This is a genomic window from Pseudomonas sp. B21_DOA, from assembly GCA_030544685.1.
In the GTDB taxonomy this organism is placed as follows: domain Bacteria; phylum Pseudomonadota; class Gammaproteobacteria; order Pseudomonadales; family Pseudomonadaceae; genus Aquipseudomonas; species Aquipseudomonas fluorescens_AO.
On record CP086683.1, the window covers coordinates 3,582,784 to 3,598,064 of the forward strand.

General features: G+C 60.3%; 5 protein-coding genes. 4 read left to right on the plus strand and 1 reads right to left on the minus strand.

Going from position 1 to position 15,281, the window contains the following annotated elements:
* Window positions 1-194 precede the first annotated feature (194 nt).
* Entirely contained in the window at window positions 195-413 is a 219-nt protein-coding gene (locus LJU32_16570; GenBank protein WKV87355.1) for a DUF2970 domain-containing protein, read from the minus strand.
* Window positions 414-769: 356 nt separating this feature from the next.
* Here LJU32_16570 and LJU32_16575 point away from each other — a divergent pair, with 356 nt between their 5' ends.
* From LJU32_16575 to LJU32_16590, 4 genes are all read left to right on the plus strand, one after another.
* A complete protein-coding gene (locus LJU32_16575) occupies window positions 770-2,938 on the plus strand; it encodes a hypothetical protein (protein WKV87356.1) in 2,169 nt (722 codons plus the stop codon).
* 2,342 nt (window positions 2,939-5,280) lie between these two features.
* Complete coding sequence (locus tag LJU32_16580) at window positions 5,281-7,746, plus strand: hypothetical protein (GenBank protein WKV91126.1); 2,466 nt, start codon at window positions 5,281-5,283, stop codon at window positions 7,744-7,746.
* Between the two features lie 249 nt (window positions 7,747-7,995).
* Window positions 7,996-13,527, plus strand: coding sequence for a leucine-rich repeat domain-containing protein (locus LJU32_16585; protein ID WKV87357.1), 5,532 nt, complete (start codon window positions 7,996-7,998; stop codon window positions 13,525-13,527).
* 125 nt (window positions 13,528-13,652) lie between these two features.
* Window positions 13,653-15,236 (plus strand): hypothetical protein, encoded by a 1,584-nt coding sequence (locus LJU32_16590; GenBank protein ID WKV87358.1) that lies wholly within the window; start codon window positions 13,653-13,655, stop codon window positions 15,234-15,236.
* The last annotated feature ends 45 nt before the right edge of the window (window positions 15,237-15,281 follow it).

Here is a 15,281-nt window from a genome sequence, read left to right on the forward strand (position 1 = left end):
AAAGCCAGGAAAAGCGACAGCAGCGTCGACGCATGGGCCATTTTGTTCCTGATCATTCTCGTTGTAGGAACAGCGGTCTTCTGGGTCAGCCACCAGTGAGTGAAATTCCGGGTCTGACCGCATGCCTGTCGCCGGTGGTTCGCCAGTGACAAGGCTCGATCGCTTTGCCAAGGCCCGGATTTTTCATATTGGCCTCAAACACCGGCCAGATGCAGCACCAGTTTGACGATTCCGAACAGCGTCAGACCGAAAACAGCTGTGAACAAAACGCCCAGTATCACGAAATGGCTGGGCTTGCCGTGGGCAAAATCCCTTTCCCGGTTCTTGCCACTCTGTACGCCGAAGGCTGCAGCCATGACGCTGTGCAGCATCTGCCAGAAGGTCGGCGGTTTGTTGTCGACTGGATCGTCCATAAATCCCTCTCCGCTAAATCGTGCGTTACAAGCATAGTCAACTCTGCGCCCGACCGTTCAGACACGTCGTAACAACTCTCTCTGGACTCGATAACTATGTACCGCCGCACCGGTCGGTGCGGATGATGTGCTGTCGCTTCATTTACAGGAGCGATGTATGTCCCCCGATTCCCTCGTATCCAAAAGCGCGGCCCCCTGATCAAACCGGCGGCAACGCAGAGTCTGCACGCGCCGTTGCTGGAAGCGTCGGTACCGCAATGGTTGATTGATGCTCCCGCGCGCAGAAGAGCTGAGTTCAAACAGGCCACCAAGGCAACCCCGACTGGTACAAAAGCGCGTCACCCGCGCAACGCGACGTGCTGCACAAACGCTTCAGAGACAGCTTCCAGGCGCAGGTGCAGCTGGATAAAACCATGTCATCGTTCAAAGACATTGACGCCTTTGCCAGGCCTTTGCTGCTGGAGGCGCTGAAAAGCCGCTATCAGGTGGAAGTGGATGTCGACAAGACGCTGTTGTGTTTGAAGCGACCGATTCTCGTAACTGTTGCTCGCGTGGAAGTTGGCACTCACGAGGTACTGACGCTGCCCATGCTGCAGGCAGCCTTGCACAACTTTGAAAGTGACGAATGCAAGTACGGCGCCTTTCACAAAAGCTCAACCTTCGCAGTAGCAACCGGCACGCCCGGTAACTACAAGGCAGTCCCGGTCAATGTCTCGATCAGGAACTTTCTCAGTCTGTGCCGTGAGCTGGACATTGGCGCGAAATATCAAGCCTACCTGACTTCGTTTTTCCATCCAGCCGACCCCAAGACGGAAGCCGCGCTGCGCCGCCAGTTCATCTTGGCTCAGAAGAGCGCTTTACACGCGGCGGCCGAACAAGCGTTGTTGACCAAGGACATCCGCCGCCAGGATCACGCGATGATTCTTTCCGTTCTTGCGGGCAACAGGACCCCCAGACTGGATAACAAAACAGTCTCGTTTCAGGATTTGGGCGTGATGCGCCATAGACTGGTTGGCTGCGTTGTCTTTGTGATTTACGACAGATATCCGTTATATGACGAAGTAATTCTTTACGTGCCCAACGACCCCGAGCATCCGCTCAAGCGCTACACCGGCACGCAAATGCAGGACACACTGAAACGCTTGTTGTCTGCTCGGGATCCACAGCATCCGCAAAGCACCGCGCCGACGGCCTATCAGGCGTTTTTCAGCCAGTTCTTTCCTTATAGGAAGCGCGCTGAATATTTCAACCGGTTCATCAAGCCCGCCCATCCCGCGTCCGAGTGGTTGTGGTCGGCATGGCGAACGATAGGGCAAACAGTGACGCCTCTAGGGCCTTGGGAGACGCCCCACAAGGATCCGCAAATGATTCCGGATACCGATCCTTTCGTGGCGGCCGCACCGTTTCCGGACCCGAACGCTTATTTCAAGGGCACAAACCCTGATCTCTGGAACTGTCTCTACGAAAAACACCGCGACAAGCTGTTCGATGATGCCCGCAGCCACGCAGTGCCCACTGAAGACGTCGATGCCAAGGCGCGCGACGCCAAACTCGCTGCGCTGCTGCAGTTCGGTCTGCTGGCAGCGAACGTGGCGTCGATGTTCATCCCCGTACTCGGCGAAGCGATGATGGTGATCATGGCTGGCCAATTGTTGTATGAAACCGTTGAGGGGGTCGTCGAATGGAGCGACGGCGACAAGCACGCGGCCAAGGCCCATCTGGTCGATGTTGCCGAAAACCTCGCACTGATCGGGGTCACCGCCGTTGCGGGTGCAGGTTTGAGCCGGTTGAGGCCTGTCAAGCCGGAACCGGTCATCGAGAACCTGCACCCGGTGACCTTGCCCAGCGGTAAAACCCGACTGTGGAAACCCGACTTCAGTGGTTACGAACAGGACGTCACATTTGACGCCTTGGGCGAACCCAACGCACTGGCGCAGTATTCGTTCGAAGGCAAAACGTATATCCGCCAGGGCAGCAAGGTCTACGAGCAGGTCCAGGATCAGACGACCGCGCAATGGCTGCTCAAACATCCCAGCGATCCCGATGCCTACCGGCCGGTCCTGGTCAACAACGGCCACGGTGCCTGGCGTCTGGCACTGGAACAACCCATGACCTGGGGGCGTCTGGACTTGCTGCGCCGCATGGGGCCGCTGACTGACGGTTTTTCCGACGACGCCCTGCTGATGCTGGCCGATACCAGCGGTATCAGTGACAACACGCTGCGCAAAATGCACATGGATCATTTACCGCCGCCTGCCGAACTGCGTGACGCCATGCGCTTGTTTGCCGCCGATCAGGGAGCCAGACAAATGATCGAGCAGTTGCGCGGTGCCCAGGCAATTGATGAGCAGTACCTGTACGCGCTGCCGCTGGTCCCCGAAATGCCACGTTGGCCGTCGGGCCGCGTGCTGGAGATCGTCGAGGGCGCGGGGAGGCGGCGCGATCCATCCAGTACGGCGCACAAAAACTGCTGCCGGGGATTGAGCGCAAACCGGCGATCCGGATCAGCCGCGAGCAAGTGCTGAACGGCGAACTGCCGGCACGAATCATCGCTGCGCTGGAGGAAAATGAAATTGTTCATCTGCTGGGAAGCAGGGGCGCGCAATTGCGTCCGGCGAGGCCAGATGAATTCACTGCGAGACTCACCGAATACGCCTACACCCGACAGCCAGCCATCTTCGACAGTCTCTACCGGCGCAACGGACCCGCGAGTGGGCGGGTGCGCATTCTGCAGCGCGAATGCCCGGGGCTCAGCGACGAAGCCGCGCAAGACGTGCTCAACCACGCATCGGCCGCCGAGCTTGCCCGACTGGACGCGACCCGACGCTCGCCCTTGAAGCTGCTGGAAGAGGCCCGCTGGTACGCTCGCCAAGGCCGACAGATTCGTGCATTCGCCGGTTTGCACGGCGAAAACCTCGCCTCCGCAGACAGCCGACGCCTGGCATTGCATGCACTGGAACAATTGCCGCAATGGCCGCAAACCTTGCGGCTGGAGATCCGTGACGGCAGTACAACCGGTGCTTTGCTCGACGGTATTGGCGAAATCACCGCACCGGTTAAACGCTACCTGGTGAAAAACGGGCCTTTCTATCAGGCCTTCGATGCCAGTGCCCAAGCGCTTGATAGAGTGCCCCGGGTGGAAGACAGTTTTTACCGGTCGCTGTTGGCCGCCTTGCCTGATGAAACCCGGTCAGCGCTGTGGCTGGCGGATGTGCGCACAGGCCGCGAACTGCAACAGAGCATCATCCGGTCAGCCCACGCGCATCGTCTTGATGCTGCACGGTTACTGGAGCCGCAAGCCAGGTGGTTCAAGCCTCCGACGCGAGTGAATGCCCGGTTGAGCGGTTATTACGCCAGCGGACGCGGCGCCAGTTGGAATCCGCATCTGCGCAGCCGCGCGCAGCATTTGTATCCGGAGCCGCGCCAGGTCGAAGCGTTTTTCGCTCGGCGACGCGGCAAAACCGACGCGCAGATCTTCGATGAGCTGGAGTCTCGACTGAAGGATTGGGAAACACTCAATGCCACCCTCGACCGATGGCAGGCAGGCCCCTCGAGCAGTCAGACCGCAGCGCACCGTTCGCAAGTGGCCCAGGCCCTCAGAGAGGCCTGGCGCAATGAGCCGTTGGCGGCGCAGGCCCGGGAAGTGGCGCAGCTGTCATTGGTCTGCGATGCGCCGCTGCCTGCGCTGACCACGAGGTTTGACCATGTGCGTGAATTGTCGGTGACGGGCAGCGGCCTCGCCGACGCCAATGCCGAGGGTGTTCTGGCAGCGTTCCCCCAGGTCACCGATCTGTCGATTGGCGAGCCCGGCCTTGGGATCGAGCAGACGCTGGTGAACGGATCACTGACCACGCTGCCTTTAGCGGTGGGCCGCATGCCTGAGCTGACCCGCCTGCGCTTCGCCACCGACGCGCCGTTACTGGCCCAGAACTTCGCGCAGCGGCTCGAAGCGTTGTCTTCGCTCGAAGCGCTGCGCATCGACTACTCGGGTACCGATTCAACGTCCTTGCATGGACTCGATTTTTCAAGGCTCAGGCAGCTGCGCACGTTACGCATCGACGCGCCTCGTGCTTTGTGGCGATGGCCGGCGTCGGTCGAACGGCTTGGGCAATTGCAGCGTCTGGACCTCAGTCATACCTTGATCGAGACGCTGCCGTCGTCGCTCTACCACGGGCAGGAACGCCTGTGGGCCGGCCTGTCGCTGGACTGGTCGAGCGTCACTCCGGACACGTTTCTGCGCGCTTATGAATACGTCAGCAACTACGCCGGTCCCTTGGGGCATCTGCTCGATGTGCACCAGATGGTCAGCGAGTTCTGCCGGGCCGAACTCGATTCCATGCTCGCCGCGTCCGGGCTGATTGATCCGTTGCCGCTGGCGTTCGATGCCGCATCGGCTACGCCCGAGGCACGGCTGGCCGCGATCACCGCGCTGCGCGCCGAGCATGACAGTATTTTTGCTCGATTCCATGCCCCAGCCCCGCACGGTACTCGCTACGCAGCGCTCAGCCCGCAATGGACAACAGGCAGCAACGCCGAGATTTTCAATGCGCTTAGAAACAGTTGGCAAGGCGCCGTTCGGCAGCGGTACGGCCTGCCGTCCCGTGTGACGATTTTTGAACTGAGTACTCCAACGGGGGCCGAACGCGTTGTGCAATTGCCCGTATTGCCGCCAGGCAGTTTTGCCCATGTGCTCACGCTGCGCCTGGGAGGACTGGACGTTTCCGCCCGAGCGGCCCGCCGTTTCATCCGCGCCTTCAGCCGGACCGAAACCCTGCAGATCAGCGGCAACACCTTCACGGAACTGCCCTTTGCTGCAGCCGAACTGGAAGGTCTGGCACAGCTCGATGCTACCAATAACCGGATTGCCATGACGCCAGTGGTGCAGCGCCAGATCAATGGCTTGCAGCGCCTCAGGGCGCTGGACTTGAGTCATAACCCGCTCGGGGATGTCGATGTCAGCGCCTTGAATGAGTTGCAGGCATTAGGCCTGCGGTCGACGAGGCTGCAAGGCTGGCCCGCTGGTGTCGAGGATCTGAGCCGATTGTCCTGGCTGGACTTGCGCGATAACCGCATCGACTTTGTGTCGCCGAGGGCGTTGACGCACACGGACTTGCTGTTGAGAACCAACCTGGCCGGCAACGTGTTCAGCCCGCAGGGTGAAGCTGCGTTGAACACGGCGCTGCAGCGTATTGAGCAGCAAACGGGCCTGGCGCACGGCACGCTGGCGCGATTCGCAGCCGAACCCGTGCCGGAACGATTTCCGCCAACGGAAACCGGTGCATCGTTCATCGACGAGCTGTTGCCGCTTGCGCAATCCGCTGCGGTGGCGGGCGAGACCGGCGCGGCTGCGCATTTGCAGCGGTTGCGGCAGATTTTTCCAGACGAGCGTGCTCGACTCAGCTTGCACAGTCTGCGCAGGATGGCGCTCAGCGACGTGCAGATCGACGCACGAATCACTGAGTGGCATCAAACGTTCGACGCGCTGACCCGCCGTTTGAACGACTGGTTGTATACCCGCGAGGTCACTGGAGAAGGCGTCTTCATCAATGCGCGCAGTCGCTCCTTCGCTGCACGGCGCATCCGCGCCGCATGGCTCGATGGGCTCAGCGAAAGCCCAGGCACGCCCCGGCTGGAGCTGGAATTTTCAGAGCGGCAAACCGGTGACCTGCCGGAGCTGGACGTGCAGTTGCCAGGTGTGACGAGCCTGGACTTGACCCGCGTCGATATCACCACGCGCGGCTCTGATGCTTTCCTGCAGGCCTTTCCCAACCTCGAAACCTTGTTTGTCAGCGGCAATGAATTGCTGGCGTTGCCCGCGCCGGTGCAACGCATGCGGCATCTGCAGCGTCTGGAAATGCAGTATTGCAATCTGCACAGCGCGACGAGCCTGTACCCATTGCTCGGTAGCGGCCGACTGCGCGCGCTGGATCTGGGTTACAACGAGATCCGCGCTTTTCACCCGCCGGCGTTCGGCGCTCTCGAAACCCTGGATTTACGTTTCAACCAGTTGAGCGAATGGCCGGACGGCGTGTTGATGGCGCCTCGTCTGCACACGCTGAATCTGAGCGGCAACCGGATCGAGGAGTTGCCTGTTGGCTTGTTCAGCGGTGGGCACGGCAATCTGCTCGAGGGCACCGACTTGTCCGCGAATGAACGTTTGTCGTTGTCAGCGTTGCAGGATCTGCGGCGCTACTCGCGCGAGCGTCCGGGGCGCCCCGTGTTGGGTGTATCGCGCGCACGGATCGACGACATGATCAACAGGCAGATATTTTACGACGGCATCGGTTTGGAGGAGCCGGTCGGGATCCCTGAGGAGGAGGGCGGCGTTGATTTTGATGTGCACGCCGCCGTAGCGCCTGTCGAAGAGCTGTTGGATCCGGCAACTGACATTGCACCGCGCTCGCTTGCCCCTTGGCTCCAGGACACCTCCGCATCAGTGGCAGAACAACGAACCGTGATCTGGACGCGGTTGGCACAGGAACCGAACCACGAACGTTTTTTCCAGCTGCTGCGGCTATTGCGCGATACCAAGGATTTCAATCGCGTGCGGGCTGATCTCACGCGCAGAGTGTGGGAGGTCATGCAAGCTGCCTACGACGATACATCGTTGCGAGATTTGTTGTTTCACAGCGCTGAAACCCACGGCACCTGCGTTGACGGGCGGATTCTGACGTTCAGCGACATGGAGGTCCGGGTCTGGGCGGATCGCGTTTTGCGCCAAATTGCGCCGGATCAAACAGCACTCAGGGGGCAGGCACTGGTGCGTTTGTCCCGGCAAATGTTTCGTCTGGACCGGGTCGAGACCCTTGCTGAAGCCGCGGCCACGGCTGAGAGACTGGACCGCGCCGAGGTGCGCTTGCAGTACCGCATCGGGCTGACTGGCAATTGGGGCGACGGTGTGGATTTGCCCGGGCAGCCGGTTTTCATGTCCTATTTCGATCCCCTCAGCGGGGATTTGCTCACGCAGACCCGTGAATCAATCCTTGCGGCAGAGCGGACCGACGCGCTGCCAATCAGCATGGTGGCCCGCGATTACTGGACGGACTATCTGCGAGAACGCTATCCGCAGGAAATGAACGATCTGAATGCATCGGTCGACGATCAGCGTTTGCAGCTCTGGGGAGCGTTGGACGGACGCCTCGAGCGGGCTGAGATCGATGCCGGACAATATGACCTGGAACTGGATGCCCTGGGCCAGGCGATGGAAACGCTGCGTGTGGAGAAACTGGTCGCACTGACGCGTCGGGCGATCGACGAGCTACAGCAGGTCGCTGACGAGTCGCAGCCGCCTGGCCGCACCTCGCCGGAACCCGGGCTATCGTCGCGTCCCTGAAACACGGGATCGGGGCAGGATGTTTCAAGGTCAAAATCCACATTCGCTTACTCATTAACACTCGAGCGATATTCCGATACCGCAGACGGGATAGCGTGAAATGGTCTGCTGCTTGCTCCATCAACAAGGAGTGACCATGGACGCTATCCCGATTCATCCCTCATCGCGCCCCGCAGGCGCGACCGCTCAATCCACAGGAACGACCCCGCCCGTCAAACGCGAGGCGACGCTGAGCATTCACGGCAGTTTTTGGAAAAAACCGTCCCGACGTGGCTGAGCGATGCAACCACGCAACGACGTCAGGCCTTGAAGGACGTATCAACCACGCTGCCGTCTTGGTATCAGGAAGCAACGCCGGCACAGCGCAGCGCACTGACCGACAGTTTCACCGCCAGCGTCACCGCACAAAACTCGCTGGACAAAAGCCTGGCGACGCTGCAGCAGGTCGAGGATTTTGCCCGGCCGTTGCTGGTCAAGGCACTCAAGGATCAATACCAGATGCAGGTCGACGTCGACCAGACCTTGCTGTGCCTCAAACGCCCCGTGGAAATGGGCATTCTGCAAATCGAGCTGGCGTCGTATGAGTTTCTCAAACTATCGATGCTGGACGCAGCCTTGCATAATTTCGAAGCCCATGAATGCGATGAGGGAGCCTGGCACGAAACTTCCGGTTTCCTGGTTGCCACGCAAACTCCGGACACCTTCGAGTCGCTCAGCCCTGGCATAACGGTCAGCCAGTTTCTGGGCTTGTGCCGTAGCCTGGATATTGGCAAGCAATATCAGACTTACCTCAAGGCGTTCCTGCAACCTGCCGATCCGCTGGCAGAAGCCGCGCTTCGCGACCCGTTCATCGCCAGCCAGAAGGCGACAATGCGAGCGGCTGCCGAACAGGCGTTGCTGCAAAAAGACATCGAGCCGGCGGATTACACAATGATCCTGTCGGTCATCGCTGGCGAAATGCATCCCTGGATGGGCAACAGGCAAGTGTGGTTCGAGGACCTTGGCGTGATGAAAAAGCGCCTGACTGGCTGCGTCGCGTTCGTGATCTGCGAAAAGTATCGTTACAACGATGAGCTGATCCTGTATGTCCCCCACGATCCGCACCACCCGCTCAAACGGTACACGTACGAGCAGATGCGCAGCGAATTCAAGCGTTTGTTGACCGCGCGGGACGCAGCCGACACGAACGGCGCAGCCCCGACCCGCTACCAGCAGTTCCTCAGCCAGTTCCTGCCTTATGACCAGCGTCCTTACTATTTCAGCCAATTCACCCAGGTGGCCGCCGATTCACCCAAGGATGCCTGGCAAATAGTGCGTTCGCCCTGGGCTGTGGTTATCCAGGCGATCAGCCCCGGCTCGGCATTTACCACCCTCAGCGAGGTGCCGCCCCAGCGCAAGGTGAAACTGCAACCGGTGCCTGAACCCTATATTGCCCCGTCGACGGTCGGTCGCAAGGGACGAGGCCTTTGGGCCCCCAATGATGATCTCTGGGAGTACCTGTTTACCCAGAGTCGGGACAAGACCATTGCCGATGCGCGAAGCCATGCGGTGCCGACTGCCGATGTCGATGCGAAAGCCCGCGACGCCAAACTGGCGCACCTGATGCAGATCGGCATGCTGGGCTTGAACATGGTATCGATGTTCGTGCCTGTGCTGGGTGAGGTAATGATGGTGGTGATGGCCGGGCAATTGCTCTACGAAACCCTGGAGGGCGCCATTGAATGGAGTGAAGGCGATCGCAGGGCAGCCAAGGATCATCTGATCGATGTAGCGGAAAACCTGGCACTGATCGGAGCCATGGCGGGGGTCGGCGCCGGCGTGCAGAAATTCGCCGCAGCCCGCGCGGTGCCGGTGATCGAACAGATGAGTCCGGTGACGCTGGTCAATGGTGAAACCCGGCTGTGGAAGCCTGATCTCAGCGCTTATGAGTCGCCCGTCATCCTCGACGCCAGCCTTGCCCCCAATACAGCGGGCCAGTACGGGGTTGACGGCAAAACCTATGTCCGGCTCGACGGCAAGCTCTATCAGCAGACGTTCGATGAGGTAATCGGAAAATGGCGCTTGCAGCATCCCACCGATGCCAGCGCCTATCAGCCTGTTCTGGACAGTAATGGCGCCGGCGCCTGGCGCGCCACTCTGGAACGTCCACTGACGTGGGATCGCCGTACACTGCTGCGCCGCATGGGCCATCGCAGCGAAGCGTTTTCCGACGCCGAGTTGAGCAAGGCCGCCGACATCAGCGGTATCAGCGATGACGCATTGCGCAAGATGCATCTCGACCACGCGTTGCCGCCTCCGGAGCTGCTGCAAGCCTTGCGCATGCTCAAGGCCGATACGGATGCCGGGCGAGTCATTGGGCAGTTGCGCGGCACGCAACCGATCGACGAGATGTATTTGTATGCCTTGCCGCTGGTCACTGAGATGCCGTTGTGGCCAGCCAACCGGGTACTCGAAGTGTTCGACGGCGCGGGCTTGTCGGGTCAATCCGTCAAGTACGGCGGCGCGCGCCGGGTGCGTGGCAGCGGTGTTCGGGCGCCGATCCGGATTACCCGATCCGATATTCTTGCCGGAGAGCTGCCCACGGTCATTCTGGCGGCACTCGACGAAGCTGAAATCACCCGACTGCTGGGCGTGCAGGGCGCGCGCCTGCGTGACGCCAGGCCTGTCGAGTTTGCCAGGCAAATGGCGGATTACGCGCAAACGCGCCAAGCTGCCATATACGACAGCATCTACACAGGGACCGAAGCCGCCGACCCCTTGGTCAAGCACTTGCAGACTGCCTGCGTGGGGCTCACCGAATCGGCTGCTCAGGACGTTTTGGCTCACGCCGGACCCGCTGAGCTCGAACAGCTGACGACGACCGGACGCGCGCCGCTGCGCATGCTCGAGGAGGCGCGCTGGTACGCGCGCAAAAGCCGGCAGGTCAGGGCTTTTGCCGGCCTGCGCAGCGACAATATCGCGTCAGCGGACAGCCGCCGTCTGGCACTGCACGCACTGGGAAGTCTGCCCGGTTGGCCGGACGGCTTGCGTCTGGACGTTCGCGAAGGCAGCGTCGAAGGTCCAGTGCTCCACAGCGTGGGCCCCGAGACAGCTGATGAGAAAAAGTACCTGGTCAAAAAAGGTGCACAATTTCAGGCATTTAACGATCGCGGCGAGGCGCTCAACAGCCTGCCTCGCCACGGCGACAACTTTTACCCATCGATCATGCACGCCTTGCCTGATGAGGCGCGACGCAGCCTGGGACTGCCAGCAGTCGGCCAGTGGGCTGAACTGCAGCAAGCGATTATTGCGCAAGCCGAGCAGGATCCCCGTACAGCGCTGGCTTTGCTGAAACCGCAAAAATGGCTGAAGCCGCCCGCACGCATCAGCGAAAATCTGGTCGGGTATTCCGCCAGCGGGCGAGGCCCGGCTTTCAATCCGGAACTGGTCGAGCGATTGCGTGATCTCTATCCGGAGCTGTCGGTCGAGCAAGCGAACGGTTTTATCCTGACGCAGGTGCGCGAGGGCAAAAGCAACCGCGAAATTTTTGCGATGCTGCAGTCCCGTCGTCAAGAGTGGGAACGACTCAAAGCAACGCTCGATGAATGGGTGGGAGATTCGCGTACCACCTCAAATGACCTGTCGGGCGTGTTCCAGAGATCACAAACGGCGAGGGCGCTGGAAGCGAGCTGGCGCAAGGCACCGTTAGCCGCCGATGATCACAGCGCCGCGAGGCTTTTGATTGTCAGCTACTACCCGCTGCCAGCGATCGAGGCCGATTTTTCCCACGTGCGCGAGTTGATCCTGAGCGGTGACGGCATGACGGACCCGGGGGCCGACGCGTTTCTGTCGCGCTTCCCCAATCTTGAGCAGTTGACCCTCGGCGAACGAGGCAGTGCTTTCGGCACCTACATGGGGCGCGAACAATCACTGAGCGACCTGCCGCCGGCCGTGAGTGCAATGGCTTCGCTGAAAAAACTCAGGTTCAGAACCGGCGCGACGTCTTTGACACAGGGCTTTTCCCAGAGACTGGCGACGATGACGACGCTGGAGGACCTTGATCTTGAATTGGTTCGACTGGACGCCGCTGCCACGCCAGAGCTTGATCTGGCCACGTTGCAGCGGCTGAAAAGACTCAAAATCGACGCACCGCAACTGGCTCGATGGCCTGCGTCCGTGCAAAGTCTGCCAGATCTGCAACGGCTGGATTTGTCACGAACCGCCATTGCCCACATTCCCTCGGCACTGATGGCTGGCCATGAACGGCTGTGGGCGGGGCTAGCCCTGGATTGGTCGAAGTTTTCCCACGAAGCATTCAAACCGGCTTATGAGTACGTAAAAAATTATCTGGGACCTTGGGGACATCTGGTTGACCTGGACTTGATGGTTCGCCAGTACTGCGTCGGCGAACTGGATTTTCTGACGGGAGAGGCGGGATACGTCAATCCACTGCCACAACATATCCTGGGCCTGTGGAATACCCCCGAAACCCGACTCAACGCCGTCGAAATCCTGCGTCTGGAACACGCCGGAATATTCCGCGCGTTTTATGAGCCAACGACATCCAGTGGTTTGCGCACTGCGGCTCCGGCTTCGCGCTGGCGATCTCTGCCCAACAGACAAGTCCTGGATGCGCTGGCGGCCAATTGGCGCGCTGCCGTGCGCAAGCGCTATGGTCTGGAACGCGCTATCCGGCCCCGCAGCTCGCTGGATCGGGACTTCTACGTGCCTGGAGACGCTCGTGTATTCGAGTTGAGTGATCGCAACTGGCTGACTGGCGGCTCCTCCATTACCGAACTTGCGCCAATACCGGCCGGTACTTTTTCCCACGTTGAGACCTTACGCCTGGACCGGCTGAATGTTCCGGCCGCACAGATCGAGACTTTTCTGAAGGCTTTCAGCGAGATGCGCACGCTGGAAATTACCGCTTGCGGGCTGACTGAGGTGCCGGTCGGCCCGCAAGACCTTGCGCAGCTCACTCGGCTGAATCTTTCAACCAACCGCATCGTCATGACGCCGCAGGTGCAACGGCAGTTCAGTGAATTGAAAGGACTGAAATTCCTCAGCGTGCGCCTCAATCAGCTGACAGCACTGGATGTGTCGGCATTGACCGGGCTTGAGGTTTTGGACCTGAGTTCCAATGGACTCAAAACCTGGCCGGCCGGTGCTGAAAACCTTCCCCGCCTGCAGTGGCTGGATCTGCGTTACAACGCTATCGATTCATTGCCTGAGCAAGTGCTGGCTTGCGATGACGTACTGTTGAAGACCAGCCTGACGGACAACCTGTTCAGCGCAGAGGGCGAGGCCGCACTGTCGATGGCCCAGCAGCGTATCGAAGCTGCCATTGGTCTGCCCGCAGGCGCTTTGACAGCGTTCAGAAGCCCATCCGCCGCGCTGTATGCCCATACGCTTACGACGCCGCAAACCGCGTTTTCCATTGTCCACGATTTTCTCTTGCCGCTGCGCCCTTTGACGTCCGTGGCTGAAGATGCGGCAGACAGCGTCGGCCGGCTACAGCAGCTCAACCCACGGCTCTCCCATGAATATGCGCAGCAATGTGTGGCGCGCCTGCGCAGTGAGGGGCTGGATGATATGCAGATAGATGCCCGGATAAGCGAGTGGCGGGACAGCGGCGACTCACTGACGCGGCAGTTGAACAGCTGGATCTTTGCCGGTGCAACCGACTCCAGGACAACCGCGCTGACGACGCAAGGTCGCGCTTTCGCGGCGATAAAAATTCGTGATTGCATGGTCGACGGGCTGACACGGCATACAGAGGAGCGGGGCGTGAGCTTGATCTGACCGGGCTCTCCACCGGTGATCTGCCGCCCCTGTCGGACACGCTTTCCCACGTACAGACTCTGAATCTGACAGGCGCAGGGTTCTCGGCACAGAGCTTCAATGAGTTCTGCACGGCGTTTCCGGAGTTGACCAGACTGGTGCTCAACGGCAACGCATTGCAGACGGTGCCGGACGCCGTCAGCGGCCTGAGTCGTCTCGAACGTCTGGAGTTGAGCGGCAACCTGCTGACGGATGCGCAGCCGCTGCATCGCCTGGTCAGTGCCAATCGCCTGCGCTGGCTGGACCTGAGCCACAACCGGCTCGACGTTATGGATGCCAGCGTGTTCGTTCAGCTTGAAACACTCGAGCTCGCCTACAACGGGCTGGATCGCTGGCCGGCCGGTGTGCTGGACTTGCCGCAATTGCATACGCTTAACCTCACAGGCAACAACATCACGGCGTTTCCGGACCGGCTGCTGGGCGGCAATCATGAGGGGCTGGTCGCGGGTACTGATTTATCCGATAACGCCCTGACGCTCAACAGTCTTGAGCAGCTGCGTGACTACAGTATCGCTAACGGCAATCGCGACGTAATGGGCTATTCGCGGCTGTTGCTGGATGAGGAAATGGCGCAGCGCCTGGCGTCTGGCAGCGAATCCGATTCTGACCCGGACTCCGACTCGGGGTCCGATGGCGGCAGCGACGACAGCGACGACAGTGACGACAGCGGCGGTGGCACAGGGTCGAGGCGCGTCGATACACATGCGGTAGTCGAAGCCGACGAAGTCATCGATAACCCGCTGCAGGACATTGCTGCACCGGCAATGGACATCTGGCTGACATACACCCCGTCCGATCTACGCGTGGAGCGCGCCGCGCTATGGAGGCAGCTGGCCGAGGAACCCGGCCATGAGGCGTTTTTCCATCTGCTCTCGACGCTGCCCGATACCGGTGAGTACAAGTTGGCGGGTGCCGACCTGACGCACCGGGTATGGCAGGTGATACAAGCGGCGACAGACGACAGGGAATTGCGCCAACTGTTGTTTGCCAACGCCGCGACGCATGGCACCTGTGTCGATGGGCGGATTCTGACTTTCAGTGAGCTGGAAACAAGGGTTTACTTGCACAATGCCCTGCGCGACGTGCCGCTTCGTCCGCAACAGCGCGGCAGAGCCTTGATCGACCTGACCCGACGCTTGTTTCGCCTGGAAAGAATTGACAGGCTGGCCGAAGCTGTCGCGAAAAAGAAGGACCGGGCGGAGAGGCGCTTGCAGTACCGGATCGGCATGATCCGAGGTTGGCCTGACGATCTGGAATTGCCCGCGCAACCGGAACACATGGTGTTTGACACTCCGATTCGCGATCAAACCCTGACCAACGCGCGCAACGCCGTGCTGGCGGACGAGGCATCCGACCTGTTCCTCGAAGATCTGATTTCTCGTGATTACTGGATCGATTACATGCGCGACCAGCACCCCGAGGTATTCGATGAGCTGGAACGAAACGCCACACGGCGTCAGGAAGAGGTTGAAGATGCGTATCCGGAGCGCGATGCCAGTCAGCAAATGCTTGATCAGTATCTGGATGCAATGCGTCAGTTGGAGATCGAAATCGCCGAAGCGCGAACTCTCAAGCTCAAGGAGTTGACCCGCGCAGAACTGGCAAAAACGCCAGCGGTCCAGGCACAAACGGGCCCAGCGTCACCGCAACCAGGGCCTTCTCGACCCTGAAACCGATTGAGCCCGCCAGGGCCTGAGAGCCTCAGGCCCTGGCGG